The following is a 13,600-nucleotide window of genomic DNA, read 5'->3' on the forward strand; positions in this document are numbered from 1 at the left end:
CAGGGCAGATTGCCCACGTGTTACTCACCCGTTCGCCACTGATCCACCCCGAAGGGCTTCACCGTTCGACTTGCATGTGTTAAGCACGCCGCCAGCGTTCGTCCTGAGCCAGGATCAAACTCTCCGTGAATGCTTTCCCGTAATCGGGACATCCAACGTAGAGCGGCACAGCATCCGCCGGAATGAGCGGACCCGTGCACAGCGTCCTCGCTGAAAATTTGTTCTCAAAAGTAACTGGCGTTGACTTTTGGCACGCTGTTGAGTTCTCAAGGAACGGACGCTTCCTTCGGCCCCGACTCCAACATTTAAGTTGGCCGGGCCCTCCGGGCGCTTCCTTCGTTTTCTAGCTTATCAGAACTTCCGGCCTTCGCTTTTCGCTCCGGCCCGTTCCGACGAGTGAAACTCTAGCTGATTTCCTCGGTGTCAACCAAATCCGTCAACCAGACCTGAAAAATGACAGCACAAAACAAACAGTTCGTACGATCATCGGATTCAGGGGATCGTCGCCATGCGTCCCGCGCGACTCGCGCTGCGAGAGAGGCAACCCGGAGAACGCTACAGGGCCCGGAACGCGGATGCAAGTCCGCGTTCCGGGCCCCGTGGGCCGGAGTTCACCCGATGGGTGGTCGTCCGATCAGGCGTTGGTCGGGAAGCCCAGGTTGATGCCGCCGTGGCTCGGGTCCAGCCAGCGCTGGGTCACGGCCTTGCTGCGGGTGAAGAAGTTGATGCCGTCCGGGCCGTAGGCGTGCAGGTCGCCGAAGAGCGAGGCCTTCCAGCCGCCGAAGGAGTAGTAGGCCACCGGGACCGGGATCGGCACGTTGATGCCGACCATGCCGACCTCGACCTCGTTCTGGAAGCGCCGGGCCGCGCCGCCGTCGTTGGTGAAGATGGCCGTGCCGTTGCCGTACGGGTTGTTGTTGATCAGCTGCAGGCCCGCCTCGTAGGAGTCCACCCGCACGACCGAGAGCACCGGGCCGAAGATCTCGTCGTTGTAGACGGACATGCCGGGCTTGACGCGGTCGAACAGCGTCGGGCCGAGCCAGAAGCCGTCGACGGTGTCCTCACCGTTGACGTCCTCGCCGGCGATCGCGTGCTTGCGGCCGTCGACCACCAGCTCCGCGCCGTCGGCGACGCCGGACTCCAGGTAGGAGGTGACCTTGTCCCGGTGGACTCCTGTCACCAGCGGGCCCATGTCGGAGTCGCCGTTGCAGCCCGGGCCGACCTTGAGGGTGGCCATCCGGGACTTGATCTTCTCGATCAGCTCGTCCGCAATGGGCTCGACCGCGACCAGGACGGAGATCGCCATGCAGCGCTCCCCCGCCGCGCCGAAGCCGGCGTTGATCGCGGCGTCGGCGGCCAGGTCCAGGTCCGAGTCGGGGAGGACCAGCATGTGGTTCTTGGCGCCGCCCAGCGCCTGGACGCGCTTGCCGTAGCGCGTGCCGTTCTCGTAGACGTAGCGGGCGATCGGCGTGGAGCCGACGAAGGAGACCGACTTGACGTCGGGGTGCTCCAGCAGGCGGTCCACCGCGACCTTGTCGCCGTGGACGACGTTGAAGACGCCGTCGGGCAGGCCGGCCTCCTTCCACAGCTCCGCGAGGAACTGTGCGGCCGACGGGTCCTTCTCCGAGGGCTTGAGGATGACGGTGTTGCCCGCCGCGATGGCGATGGGAAAGAACCACATCGGCACCATGGCCGGGAAGTTGAACGGCGAGATGATCGCGACGGGGCCGAGCGGCTGGCGGATCGAGTAGACGTCGATGCCGGTGGAGGCCTGCTCGGTGAAGCCGCCCTTGAGCAACTGCGGGATACCGCAGGCGAACTCGACGACCTCCAGGCCGCGCGCGATCTCGCCGAGGGCGTCCGAGTGCACCTTGCCGTGCTCGGAGACGATGATCGAGGCGAGCTCGTCCTTGCGGTCGTTGAGCAGCTCGCGGAACTTGAACAGCACGGTGGAGCGCTTGGCCAGGGACGCGTGGCGCCATTCGGAGAACGCCGAGACGGCAGCACCGACCGCCGCGTCCACCTCGGTGAGGGTGGCGAAGTCGACCTGGCCGGTGACCCTGCCGGTGGCGGGGTCGTAGATGTCACCGCGGCGCGGCGCAGCACCGGCCGTTGCCACGGCCTCGCCGCCGATCCAGTGGGTGATGTGCTTGCTCAACGTCTGCCTCCGGGTTCAGGCGGGGCACACAGAAGGCACACAGAAGACTTGCTCCGTGCGGTGTCGTCCCGCTCTCTCTACATTCTGTTTTCCCCTTCCCCGACCCTCAATCGGCACGTTGTCGGACAATCCCCGGTCTGCCTTACACCCCGTCGCCGCCGTTCCCCCGGTCGGCCCCTTCACCGGCCACCAGCAGCGCCGCCGCCTCGTGCATGGCGAGTTCCAGCAGCACCGGATTGTTGAGCAGGCCGCTGCCGTCCGGGGGCACCAGCCAGCGCAGGCCGCGACCTGCTCGGGAGGGGTGCGGGACGGCGAGCCAGGTGCCGGGTCCGGCGCTGCGTACGCCGGTGCCGACCCAGCGCGCGGCGGTGCCCGGCGGGACGAAGAAGCCGAACCGGTAGTCGCCGAAGTCGACGAGGACCGGTCCGGGGTTGCTGTCCAGGCGGAGCAGTACGTCGACGGTCAGTCGCCCGAGTTCGCCGGGCACGATCAGTACGTCCCAGAACCGCCCGGCGGGCAGCAGCGCGATGCCGAGGGCGCTGCGTTCCCACTCCCAGCGGGTGGCTTCCGGATCCGGTGCGGCGGCGGCCAACCATTCGACCGCGCCTCTGGCTTCGAGACTTCCCATCACCCTCGCCCTCCACGTCCGCCGGCTGGCACCCGGGCATGGCTGGCCCGGTGTCACCTAGAGAGAGCGGGTCGTGGTCCGGCTCTTACAGCGGTTTCGCACAATCGTTGAGGGCGACCGGCTCACAGGGACGAGAAGGCGTGTAAGAGCGCGAAAGCGGCGCACACCCGCTATAAGGTGTGCGCCGCCATGGACATGCCTATCGAAGGTCGGAAGCCGACTCGGCTGTCGAAACTGTCAGCTGTCGAAGCCGAGCCCGACGGCGTCCATCGTCTTCAGCCACAGGTTCCGCTTGCCCTCGTTGTGGTCGGCACGGTCGAGCGACCAGCGGGTCATCTCGATGCCGAGCCACTTCACCGGTTCGGGTGGGAACGGAAGCGGCTTGCTCTTGACCATCTCCAGTTCGGTGCGCTCGGTCCGCTCCCCCGCGAGCAGGTCGAGCATCACCTCCGCGCCGAACCGGGTCGCGCCGACGCCGAGGCCGGTGTAGCCGAGCGCGTAGGAGACGCGGCCTTTGTGGGCGGTGCCGAAGAACGCGGAGAACCGGCTGCAGGTGTCGATCGCGCCACCCCAGGCGTGGCTGAACTTCAGGCCCTCCAACTGCGGGAAGGCGGTGAAGAAGTGACCGGCCAGCTTGCGGTAGGTCTCGGGGCGGTGGTCGTACTCGTCCCGCACCTTGCTGCCGTAGTGGTAGACCGCGTCGTAACCGCCCCAGAGGATGCGGTTGTCGGCGGAGATCCGGAAGTAGTGGAACTGGTTGTTGGAGTCGCCCAGGCCCTGGCGGTTCTTCCAGCCGATCGCGTCGAGCTGCTCGGCCGAGAGCGGCTCGGTCATCAACGCGTAGTCGTAGACCGGCGCGAGGAAGGTGCGCAGCCGCTTGACCAGGTTCGGGAAGATGTTGGTGCCGAGCGCCACGTGCCGGGCGAAGACGCGGCCGTAGGGGGTGCGGGCGGCCATGCCCGCGCCCTGCGGGGCGAGGTCGGTGGCCGGGGTGTGCTCGTGGATCCGCACGCCGAGATCGGTGCAGACCTTCTTCAACCCCCATGCCAGCTTGGCCGGGTGGACCATGGCCACGTCGTCGCGGTGCCAGACGCCGGCCAGGAAGGTCGGCGAGTTCACCTGCGCGCGGACCGCGTCGGTGTCGAGGAACTCGGCCTCGACGCCGTACTCGCGCATCTGCTCGGTTCCCTCGCGCAGCTCCTCGACCTGGTGCGGCTCGGTCGCCACGTCCAGTTCGCCGGTGCGCTCGAAGTCGCAGTCGATGCCGTAGCGCTTGACGGCGGCCTCGATCGCGTCGAGGTTCTCGCCGCCCAGGCGCTCCAGCGTGCGCAGTTCGTTCGGCCAGCGCTCCAGGCCGTTGAAGAAGCCGTGGGTGAGGCTGGACGCGCAGAAGCCGCCGTTGCGGCCGGAGGCGGCCCAGCCGATCTCCTTGCCCTCCACCAGGACCACGTCCAGGGAGGGGTCGCGCTCCTTGGCGATCAGCGCGGTCCACAGGCCGGTGTAACCACCGCCGACAACCAGCAGGTCGCAGTGGGTGTCGCCGACCAGGGCCGGCAGGGGCTCGGGCTTCGCGGGGTCCGCGAGCCAGAAGGGGGTGTACTGGACGTCGGCGAGCGAATGGGCCGGATCCATGTTCTCACTGCTTTCTTTGCCCCGACGGTCTGTCGTGCCGCCGGGACGTAGAGGGTGGGAGAGAGCGGAGAAGTGACTACCGGTCACCGAAGATGGTGCGGTGCCAGTCCTTGCGCGCGAGTGCGGTGATGTCCTGCATCACGTGCTTGACCTGCGTGTACTCGTCGAGCGAGTACTGCGACATGTCCTTGCCGTAGCCGGAGGCCTTGTAACCGCCGTGCGGCATCTCGCTGATGATGGGGATGTGGTCGTTGACCCACACGCAGCCGGCCTGGATCTCGCGGGTGGCGCGCAGGGCGCGGTAGGTGTCGCGGGTCCAGGCGGAGGCGGCCAGCCCGTAGGGGGTGTCGTTGGCGAGCCGCAGACCCTCCTCGTCGCTGTCGAAGGGCAGCACGACCAGGACAGGGCCGAAGATCTCCTGCTGGACCACTTCGGCGTCCTGGGCGACGCCGGTGATCAGCGTCGGGCGGTAGTACGCGCCGAGGGTCAGGTCGGTGCCGTCGTGGCCCTTCTCCGGGGTGAAGCCGCCGGCGACGATGTTCGCGCCGTAGCCGCGGGCGCGGTCGACGAATCCGGCGACGGAGTCGCGCTGGCGCAGCGAGACGAGCGGGCCGAGGTCGGTCTGCGGGTTGAACGGGTCGCCGAGGCGGACCGCCTCGAAGAGCTCCGCGACACCCGCGACGAAGTCGTCGAAGAGCGCGCGCTGCACGTAGGCGCGGGTGGCGGCGGTGCAGTCCTGGCCGGTGTTGATCAGCGAGGCGGCGACCGCGCCGTGGACGGCGGCCTCCAGGTCGGCGTCGTCGAAGACCACGAAGGGGGCCTTGCCGCCGAGCTCCAGGTGGGTGCGCTTGACGGTCTGCATGGCGACCTCGCCGACGCGCTTGCCGACGCCGGTCGAGCCGGTGAAGGAGACCATCGAGACGTCGGCGTGGCCGATCAGGCGCTCGCCCGCGCTGCGGCCCTTGCCGGTGATCACGTTGACCACGCCGTCGGGGATGCCCGCGTCGGTCGCGGCCTGGGCGAACATCAGCGAGGTGAGCGGGGTCAGCTCGGCCGGCTTGAGCACGATGGTGTTGCCTGCGGCGATGGCCGGGAGGATCTTCCAGGCGGCCATCTGCAGCGGGTAGTTCCACGGCGCGATCGAGCCGACGACGCCGATCGCCTCGCGGCGGATCGAGGAGGTGTGCAGGCCGGACCACTCGCCGGCGGCCTTGCCCTCCAGGTTGCGGGCCGCGCCGGCGAAGAAGGACGTGTTGTCGATGGTGCCGGGTACGTCGAACTCGGTGGTGAGCTTGATCGGCTTGCCGGACTGGGCGGACTCGACGCGGGCGAAGTCGTCCGCGCGCTCCGTCAGGATCGCCGCGAGCTTGGTCAGCGCCTCGCTGCGGGCGCCCGGCGTGGCGCCGGACCACTCGGGGAACGCGCGCTTGGCGGCGGCGACGGCCGCGTCGACGTCGTCGTCCGAGGCGAGGTCGACGCGCTGCACCAGGCTGCCGTCAGCGGGGCTGGTGACCTCGAAGGTCTCTCCGGAGGTGCCCGGGCGCAGGGCTCCGTCGATGTACTGGGCTCCGGCGTCGAAGCGTGCGCCGACGATGGTCCGGTCCATGGGTATCTCTCCTCGGGAGCAAGGGGCGGCGTGCCCGTCCTGCGACGATGCCGCGTCCGCAAGGGGCCGGGCAAGCGACAGTGTGCAAGGCGGATCGCCTCCCCGATGACATGATGACAAGGCCGCGGGCGAAAGCCCGGCAGTGACACCTCGTTGCCGGAATCCTGTCCTCGCCTGACACTATGAAGGCGTCACGCCGCCCTTTCCCGCCGCCTCTTTCCCCCCAAGGATGCGCATGTTCCCCACCGTCGCCCGGGTCCTGGAACTGGACGTGGTCAGCCGCGGTCTGCCCGAGGTCGTGGCCGGGCGGGAGCATCTGGAGCGCCCGGTGCGCTGGGTGCACGTCAGCGAGCTGGCCGACGTGGCCGGGGTGCTGCAGGGCGGCGAGCTGATCCTGACCACGGGCATCGCGCTGCCCGAGGACCGCGAGGGTCTGGCCCGCTACGTCCGCGAGCTCGCCGACATCGGCGCGGCGGGCCTGGTCGTCGAGTTCGGGCGGCGCTACTTCGACAACCTGCCGCGCGCCCTGGTCCACGCCGCCGAGCAGCGCGGGCTGCCGCTGGTCGTGCTCCGGCGTGAGCTGCGCTTCGTCGCGGTCACCGAGGCGGTCCACGCCCTGGTCGTCAACGCGCAGTTGGAGGAGCTGCGGGCGTCCGAGGAGATCCACCAGACCTTCAACGAGCTTGCGGTGGAAGGCGCGGAGCCCGTCGAGGTGGTCCGCGAGGTGGCCCGGATGGCGGGCGAGCCGGTGGTACTGGAGAACCTCTCGCACCAGGTCCTCACCTACGACACCGCCGGTCAGAGCGCCCAGGTGGTGCTCGCCGGCTGGGAGTCGCGCTCACGCGGGGTCCGCACGAACGGGCGCACCGGCCACGACCCGCGAACGGGCTGGCTGGTCACCTCCGTCGGCGCGCGCGGCCACGACTGGGGTCGGCTGGTGCTGATCGGCTCCCCAGGCTCGGCGGCGGAGGACGCTCCCCCGGAGGCGGCCTCGCACCGGCACACCATGCTGCTGGAGCGCGCGGCGGCGACGCTGGCGCTGAACCGGCTGATGGTCCGCGACCGCGAGACCCTGGAGCGGCAGACCCACCGCACGCTCCTCTCCGGCATCCTGACGCACGCGCTCACCGTCTCCGACGTGGCGCTGCGCGCCTCCGCGCTGGGCGTCCCGCTGGAGGGCAGACGGCTGGTCGGCGTGGTGCTGAGACAACGTCGCGGGCAGCTCGCCGCCGCGCTGGAGGCGCAGGCGCGGCTGCGGGACTTCACCGAGACGGCCGCTGCTGCCGTGCGCGAGCGCCGACTGACCGCGCTGGTCGGCGCGCTGGACGACGAGGCGGTCGGGCTGCTGGTCTCGCTCGGCGCGAAGGACGACGAGCACACCGCCCTGGACGGCTTCGCGAGCGCGCTGCGCCGCCTGGTCAAGGAGCAGGAGGACGGCGCCGAGCCGGTGATCGCCGTCGGCTCCTCGGTGGGCTCGGTCCGCGACGCCCGCCGCACCCTGGTCGAGGCGACCCAGGTCGCCGACGCCGCCCTGCACGACTCCCCCGGCACCTCGGGCGCCCGCTCCGCGTCCTACTACCGCCTCCCGGACGTCCGCCTGCGCGGCCTGCTCCACCTGCTGCGCGACGACGCGCGCCTGCAGACGTACGTGGAGCGAGAGTTGGGCCCGCTGCTGGCCTACGACGCGGAGCACAACAGCCAGTTGATCGCGATGCTCCGCATCTACCTCGAACAGGGCCGCAACAAGTCCGCCGCCGCGGACGCCGCCCACCTCTCCCGCCCGTCCTTCTACGACCGGCTCCACAAGGTCGAGAAGGTCCTCGGCGTGGACCTCGACCAGGTCGAGTCCTGCCTCTCCCTGCACGTGGCGCTGCTGGCCCTGGACGCGGTCCGGCGCTGACGCGTGAGGGGCGCGGAGCCGAAGCCCCACGCCCCTCACGGTGTGTCAGGTGATCAGCCCTCGATGGACGTCATCACGTGCTTGATGCGGGTGTAGTCCTCGAAGCCGTAGGCGGAGAGGTCCTTGCCGTAGCCGGACTTCTTGAAGCCACCGTGGGGCATCTCGGCGACCAGCGGGATGTGGGTGTTGATCCACACCGCGCCGAAGTCGAGGCGCTTGGCCATGCGCATCGCGGTCGCGTGGTCCTTGGTCCACACCGACGACGCGAGGGCGAACTCGACGCCGTTGGCGTTGCGGACGGCCTCGGCCTCGTCGGTGAACTTCTGGACCGTGATGACCGGGCCGAAGACCTCGTTCTGGATGATCTCGTCGTCCTGCTTGAGGCCCGAAACGACGGTCGGGGCGTAGAAGTAGCCCTTCTCGCCGACGCGGTGGCCACCGGCCTCGACCTTGGCGTGGGCCGGCAGGCGGTCGATGAAGCCGGTGACCTGCGCGAGCTGGTTGGCGTTGTTCAGCGGGCCGTAGAGCACGTCCTCGTCGTCCGGCTGGCCCGTCTTGGTCTCGGCCGCGGCCTTGGCCAGCTGGGCCACGAACTCGTCGTGGATCGACTCGTGCACGAGCACGCGGGTGGCGGCGGTGCAGTCCTGGCCGGCGTTGAAGTAACCGGCGACCGAGATGCCCTCGACAGCGGCCGGGATGTCGGCGTCCGCGAAGACGACGACCGGGGCCTTGCCGCCCAGCTCCAGGTGCACGCGCTTGACGTCCTTGGCCGCGGAGGCCGCGACCTGCATGCCCGCTCGGACCGAGCCGGTGATGGAGGCCATCGCCGGGGTCTCGTGCTCGACCATCATCCGGCCGGTCTCGCGGTCACCACAGATGACGTTGAAGACACCGGCGGGCAGGATCTCCCCGATGATCTCGGCGAGCAGGACGGTGGAGGCCGGGGTGGTGTCGGACGGCTTGAGCACGACCGTGTTGCCCGCGGCGATGGCCGGGGCGAACTTCCACACGGCCATCATCATCGGGTAGTTCCACGGCGCGACCTGGGCGCAGACGCCGACCGGCTCGCGGCGGATGATCGAGGTCATCCCGTCCATGTACTCGCCCGCGGACTTGCCCTCCAGCATGCGCGCGGCGCCCGCGAAGAAGCGGATCTGGTCCACCATCGGGGGAATCTCCTCCGAGGCGGTCAGCCCGAGCGGCTTGCCGGTGTTCTTGGACTCGGCCGCGATGAGCTCCTCGGCCCGCGCCTCGACCGCGTCGGCGATCTTCAGCAGGGCCAGCTGGCGCTGCGACGGGGTCGTGTCGCGCCAGGCCTCGAACGCCGCGGCGGCGGCGTCCATGGCGGCGTCGACGTCGGCCTGCGCCGACAGCGGGGCGGTGGCGTAGACCTCACCCGTCGTCGGGTCGATGACCTCGGTGGTGCGGCCGTCGGCCGCATCGGTGAACGCGCCGTTGATGTAGTTGCGCAGCTTCAGAAGCTCGCTCACTTCGGACTCTCCTCGACTTCTGACGGGGGCGACATCGTCCTTGGCGTCGCCGTGCCGCCCAGAGTAGCTCTGTGCTGCGGTTATCGACAGACCCGGGCGATGACAACGATGGATTCAGTATCGATATCAAGCTTTCGCGACGGAATCACTTGCGAACGAGCGAACGATCAGGCAAGGTGAGCGTCGTGGCCAACCGTGACCGGAACGCCAGCGTTCCACTCGACTCCGTCTCCAAGGCGATCATCGAACAGCTGCAGGAGGACGGCCGCCGCGCGTACGCGACCATCGGCAAGGCCGTCGGCCTGTCGGAGGCTGCTGTGCGGCAGCGCGTCCAGAAGCTGCTCGACCAGGGTGTCATGCAGATCGTCGCGGTGACGGATCCGCTGACCGTCGGTTTCTCCCGACAGGCGATGCTCGGCATCACCGTGGAGGGTGACATCGATCCCGTCGCGGACGCGTTGGCCGCCATGGACGAGGTGGACTACGTCGTGGTCACCGCAGGCTCGTTCGACCTGATGGCCGAACTGATCTGCGAGGACGACGAACACCTCCTCGACCTCATCAACAAGCGCATCCGCGCGCTTCCCGGCGTGCGGAGAACCGAGAGCTTCGTTTACCTGAAACTCCGGAAACAGACCTACACCTGGGGTACCCGATGAGCGCCGACCCGGTCGCCAAGGACCTGTCCAAGTCCGCCTACGACCACCTGTGGATGCACTTCACCCGCATGTCGTCGTACGAGAAGAACCCTGTGCCGACCATCGTGCGCGGCGAGGGCGAGTACATCTTCGACTCCAACGGTCGCAAGTACCTCGACGGCCTCGCCGGCCTGTTCGTGGTCCAGGCCGGTCACGGCCGCAAGGAGCTGGCCGAGGTCGCCCGGAAGCAGGCTGAGCAGCTCGCCTTCTTCCCGATCTGGAGCTACGCCCACCCGGCCGCCGTCGAGCTGGCCGAGCGTCTGGCCAACTACGCCCCGGGCGACCTGAACAAGGTCTTCTTCACCACCGGTGGCGGCGAGGCCGTCGAGACCGCGTGGAAGCTGGCCAAGCAGTACTTCAAGCTCACCGGTGAGCCCACCAAGTACAAGGTGATCTCCCGCGCGGTGGCCTACCACGGCACCCCGCAGGGCGCCCTGTCCATCACCGGCCTGCCGGCCCTGAAGGCCCCCTTCGAGCCGCTGGTCCCGGGCGCCCACAAGGTCCCGAACACCAACATCTACCGCGCCCCGCTCTTCGGCGACGACCCGGAGGCCTTCGGCCGCTGGTGCGCCGACCAGATCGAGCAGCAGATCCTGTTCGAGGGCCCGGAGACCGTCGCCGCCGTCTTCCTGGAGCCGGTGCAGAACGCCGGTGGCTGCTTCCCGCCGCCGCCCGGGTACTTCCAGCGCGTGCGCGAGATCTGCGACCAGTACAACGTGCTGCTGGTCTCGGACGAGACGATCTGCGCCTTCGGCCGCCTCGGCACGATGTTCGCCTGTGACAAGTTCGACTACGTGCCGGACATGATCACCTGCGCCAAGGGCATGACCTCGGGTTACTCCCCGATCGGCGCCTGCATCATCTCCGACCGCCTGGCCGAGCCGTTCTACAAGCAGGACAACACCTTCCTGCACGGCTACACCTTCGGTGGTCACCCGGTCTCCGCCGCGGTGGGCCTGGCCAACCTCGACCTGTTCGAGCGCGAGGGCCTGAACAAGCACGTCCTCGAGAACGAGAACGCGTTCCTCACCACGCTGCAGAAGCTGCACGACCTGCCGATCGTCGGCGACGTCCGCGGCAACGGCTACTTCTACGGCATCGAGCTGGTGACCGACAAGGCCACCAAGGCCTCGTTCACCGACGAGCAGTGCGAGCGCGTGCTCTACGGCTTCCTGTCGAAGGCGCTCTTCGACAACGGCCTGTACTGCCGCGCCGACGACCGTGGCGACCCGGTCATCCAGCTCTCGCCGCCGCTGACCGCCGACCAGTCGACCTTCGACGAGATCGAGCAGATCCTGCGCGGCGTGCTCACCGAGGCGTGGACCAAGCTGTAAAGCTCTGAAGCTGTAAGCCGTTCGGCCCAGCAGGTGGGACTTTCCTGTCGCACCCTCCGCCCAGGGCGGCTCCGACTACTCCGGTCGGAGCCGCCCTGCGGCGTTTGCGCGAACATGCGCACGCTCGATCGAGTGATCATCGCGACACGGCGTCAGAAACGCCACGCAACCGGTGTCGGCCTGTCTCGTTCTAGTCTGTGAGCCACCAACTCGCAGCGGAGGAAGTCGTGAGCGTCGCCCCACCGGACAACGACGTGCTGTGGGCACGGGCGCTGGTCAAGTCGCACCACGGCACGCCCGCCCTGCGCAGCGTCAGCCTCGGCGTGCGCGAGGCCGAGGTGCTGGCCGTCGCCGGCCCGCGCGGCTGCGGCAAGTCCACGCTGCTCGACTGCCTGAGCGGGATGCAGCCCGTCGACGAGGGCGAGATCTGGTTCAACAGCTCCCCCGTGCACACCCTCACCCGCGCCGGACGCGAACGGCTGCGTCGGGAGCGCTTCGGCTGGGTCGGCCCCGAGCCGCAGCTGGTGCCCGAGCTGAACGCGCGCGAGAACGTCGCCCTGCCCATGCTGCTGGCCGGGCAGCCCCGCAAGGTCGCGGCCACCGCGGCGAGCGAGTGGCTGGAGCGCCTCGACGTCGCCGACTGCGCCAAGCGCCGCCCCGCCGAGCTGCTGCAGGACCAGCGCCAGCGGATCGCGGTGGCCCGCGCCCTCGCGCCCTCCCCCGCCGTGGTCTTCGCCGACGAGCCGACCGCGCCGCTGCACCGCGAGTCCCAGGACCAGGTGCTGCGGATACTGCTTGCCGCGTCGCGGTCGCACAAGATCACCCTTATTCTGGCCACACACGACGCGAGCGTGGCCAGGTACGCCAACCGGGTGGCGGTGATGGCCGACGGACGGCTCGCCCAACCTGTCGACGCCCGGGACGCCGTCGCGCTGAGCGAGCTGGAAGAGGACGCCCGCACGTGTTCTACCTCCGTGTAGCGCGCGGCTATCGCGCGCTCGACCTGCTGCGCTGGTTCCTCACCAGCGTGGCCTCGGCCGTCGTCGCCGCGCTGCTGCTGCGTGCACTCGGACGCGCGCTCTCCACAAGCGCACCGAGCCCCGCCGGTCCCGCGCTGGACCGGCTGCTGTGGTGCCTCCCGCCGCTGGCAGGCGTCGCCTACCTGGCCGCCGCCTGGGCGCGGGCCCTCCCGTTGCAGCAGCCCGAGCGCGTCGCCGGACTGGTCGCGGCAGGCGTCGGTCCGGTGCGGCTGCGGCTGCTGCTGGCCGGGGAGATGGCGTTGGCCTGCGCCTTCGGTGCGCTGCTCGCGCTCTTCGGCTTCCTGCTGCTGCGCGGCAACGTGGTGCAGCTGATGCCGGAGGGCAAGCTCAACGCCGCGCTGGGCGTGGACGGCAGCCTGCCGATCGCGGGGACGCTGACGCTGCTGGCGCTGATCCCCCTGCTCGGCGGCGTGGCGGCGGCGGCTGCGGTGCGCCCCTCGGACGTGGTTCCGGTCGACGGCTCCGACCAGCCGCAGCGGCGTCCGACTTCCCGGCACATCGCGCTTGCGGCAGGTCTTCCGGCGCTGGGGACACTCGTCGTGGTGACCGCCGTCCGGGTGAACGCCCTCCAGGCCGCGGCGGTCGGCTGGGTGATCGCGGTGGTCGGCATCGCCATCGCCGTCCCGGTCCTCCTCTACGGCGCGGGCCTGGCCCTGGCCTGGCACCGCCCGCGTGCCTCGCGACTGCTGGCGGGCCGCGGTCTGCAGGCGCAGGCGTGGCGGCTGGGCACCCCCCTCGCCGTCCTCGCGGTCGCGGGCGCCGTCGGCACGGCCGCGGTGCTCCACTACACCTCCGGCACCCACAAGCCGGTCGGGCCACTCCCTGCGATCGAGGGAAGCCTCCTTGCCCTCTGCGTCCTCGGCGCCCTCCTCACCCGCCTGGCCGAGCTCGCCGGTGCCCACCGCGCCGCCTATCTCCCGCTGCGCCGCATGGGAACGCCGACCTCGACGCTACAGGCGTCGATAGCGCTGCGGACCGCTGCGGCCGGTGCGGTGGTCCTGGCTGCCGGCGCAGGCGCAGGCGTACTCGCGGCAGCGGCGTTGAGCGCGTGATCCTCGGTGGTCTGACGGCCCCTCAGCAGTGACGGCTCAGCCGCGACGACGAGAAGGGCGCC

At 69.7% G+C, this 13,600-nt stretch carries 10 protein-coding genes and 1 rRNA gene; 5 read left to right on the plus strand and 6 right to left on the minus strand.

Translation table 11 applies throughout. The features are described 5' to 3' along the window. The 5 genes from I2501_RS38470 to I2501_RS38490 form a co-directional block, all read right to left on the minus strand. Positions 1–130, minus strand: a 16S ribosomal RNA gene (locus I2501_RS38470); the annotation flags it as partial. 504 nt (positions 131–634) lie between these two features. Further along, positions 635–2,158: a CoA-acylating methylmalonate-semialdehyde dehydrogenase gene (locus I2501_RS38475; RefSeq protein WP_196198733.1), complete on the minus strand. Its 1,524-nt coding sequence runs from the start codon at positions 2,156–2,158 to the stop codon at positions 635–637. Between the two features lie 142 nt (positions 2,159–2,300). Continuing rightward, complete coding sequence (locus I2501_RS38480; RefSeq protein ID WP_196198734.1) at positions 2,301–2,786, minus strand: hypothetical protein; 486 nt, start codon at positions 2,784–2,786, stop codon at positions 2,301–2,303. Positions 2,787–3,023: 237 nt separating this feature from the next. Then, positions 3,024–4,418, minus strand: coding sequence for an NAD(P)/FAD-dependent oxidoreductase (locus I2501_RS38485; protein ID WP_196198735.1), 1,395 nt, complete (start codon positions 4,416–4,418; stop codon positions 3,024–3,026). A 76-nt stretch (positions 4,419–4,494) separates the two neighbouring features. Further along, a complete protein-coding gene (locus I2501_RS38490; protein ID WP_196198736.1) occupies positions 4,495–6,024 on the minus strand; it encodes a gamma-aminobutyraldehyde dehydrogenase in 1,530 nt (509 codons plus the stop codon). Positions 6,025–6,259: 235 nt separating this feature from the next. Here I2501_RS38490 and I2501_RS38495 point away from each other — a divergent pair, with 235 nt between their 5' ends. Next, entirely contained in the window at positions 6,260–7,924 is a 1,665-nt protein-coding gene (locus tag I2501_RS38495) for a PucR family transcriptional regulator (protein WP_196198737.1), read from the plus strand. A gap of 53 nt (positions 7,925–7,977) precedes the next feature. On the opposite strand, the gene I2501_RS38500 is transcribed toward I2501_RS38495, so the two are convergent. Then, the gene (locus tag I2501_RS38500; RefSeq protein ID WP_196198738.1) at positions 7,978–9,414 is read right to left on the minus strand and encodes a gamma-aminobutyraldehyde dehydrogenase; all 1,437 of its coding nucleotides are present in this window, start codon (positions 9,412–9,414) and stop codon (positions 7,978–7,980) included. A 185-nt stretch (positions 9,415–9,599) separates the two neighbouring features. Between I2501_RS38500 and I2501_RS38505 the strand changes: the two genes are divergently transcribed. From I2501_RS38505 to I2501_RS38520, 4 genes are all read left to right on the plus strand, one after another. Further along, on the plus strand, positions 9,600–10,073 hold the full coding sequence (locus I2501_RS38505; RefSeq protein WP_196198742.1) for an Lrp/AsnC family transcriptional regulator: 474 nt from the start codon (positions 9,600–9,602) through the stop codon (positions 10,071–10,073). After that, positions 10,070–11,446, plus strand: a complete 1,377-nt coding sequence (locus I2501_RS38510) for an aspartate aminotransferase family protein (protein ID WP_408022822.1) — start codon at positions 10,070–10,072, stop codon at positions 11,444–11,446. The genes I2501_RS38505 and I2501_RS38510 overlap by 4 nt, the downstream gene beginning before the upstream one ends. 227 nt (positions 11,447–11,673) lie before the next feature. Continuing rightward, positions 11,674–12,426, plus strand: coding sequence for an ABC transporter ATP-binding protein (locus I2501_RS38515; protein WP_196198739.1), 753 nt, complete (start codon positions 11,674–11,676; stop codon positions 12,424–12,426). Then, positions 12,408–13,538 (plus strand): hypothetical protein, encoded by a 1,131-nt coding sequence (locus I2501_RS38520; protein ID WP_196198740.1) that lies wholly within the window; start codon positions 12,408–12,410, stop codon positions 13,536–13,538. The genes I2501_RS38515 and I2501_RS38520 overlap by 19 nt, the downstream gene beginning before the upstream one ends. Positions 13,539–13,600 lie beyond the last annotated feature (62 nt).

Origin of the sequence: Streptacidiphilus fuscans (genome assembly GCF_015690355.1) — a bacterium.
GTDB classification, from domain to species: domain Bacteria; phylum Actinomycetota; class Actinomycetes; order Streptomycetales; family Streptomycetaceae; genus Streptacidiphilus; species Streptacidiphilus fuscans.

Coding starts and splice junctions, on each gene's coding strand:
- I2501_RS38480 (WP_196198734.1), bottom strand. CDS start 2,786: ATGGGAAGTCTCGAAGCCAGAGGCGCGGTCGAATGGTTGGCCGCCGCC.
- I2501_RS38485 (WP_196198735.1), bottom strand. CDS start 4,418: ATGGATCCGGCCCATTCGCTCGCCGACGTCCAGTACACCCCCTTCTGG.
- I2501_RS38490 (WP_196198736.1), bottom strand. CDS start 6,024: ATGGACCGGACCATCGTCGGCGCACGCTTCGACGCCGGAGCCCAGTAC.
- I2501_RS38495 (WP_196198737.1), top strand. CDS start 6,260: ATGTTCCCCACCGTCGCCCGGGTCCTGGAACTGGACGTGGTCAGCCGC.
- I2501_RS38510 (WP_408022822.1), top strand. CDS start 10,070: ATGAGCGCCGACCCGGTCGCCAAGGACCTGTCCAAGTCCGCCTACGAC.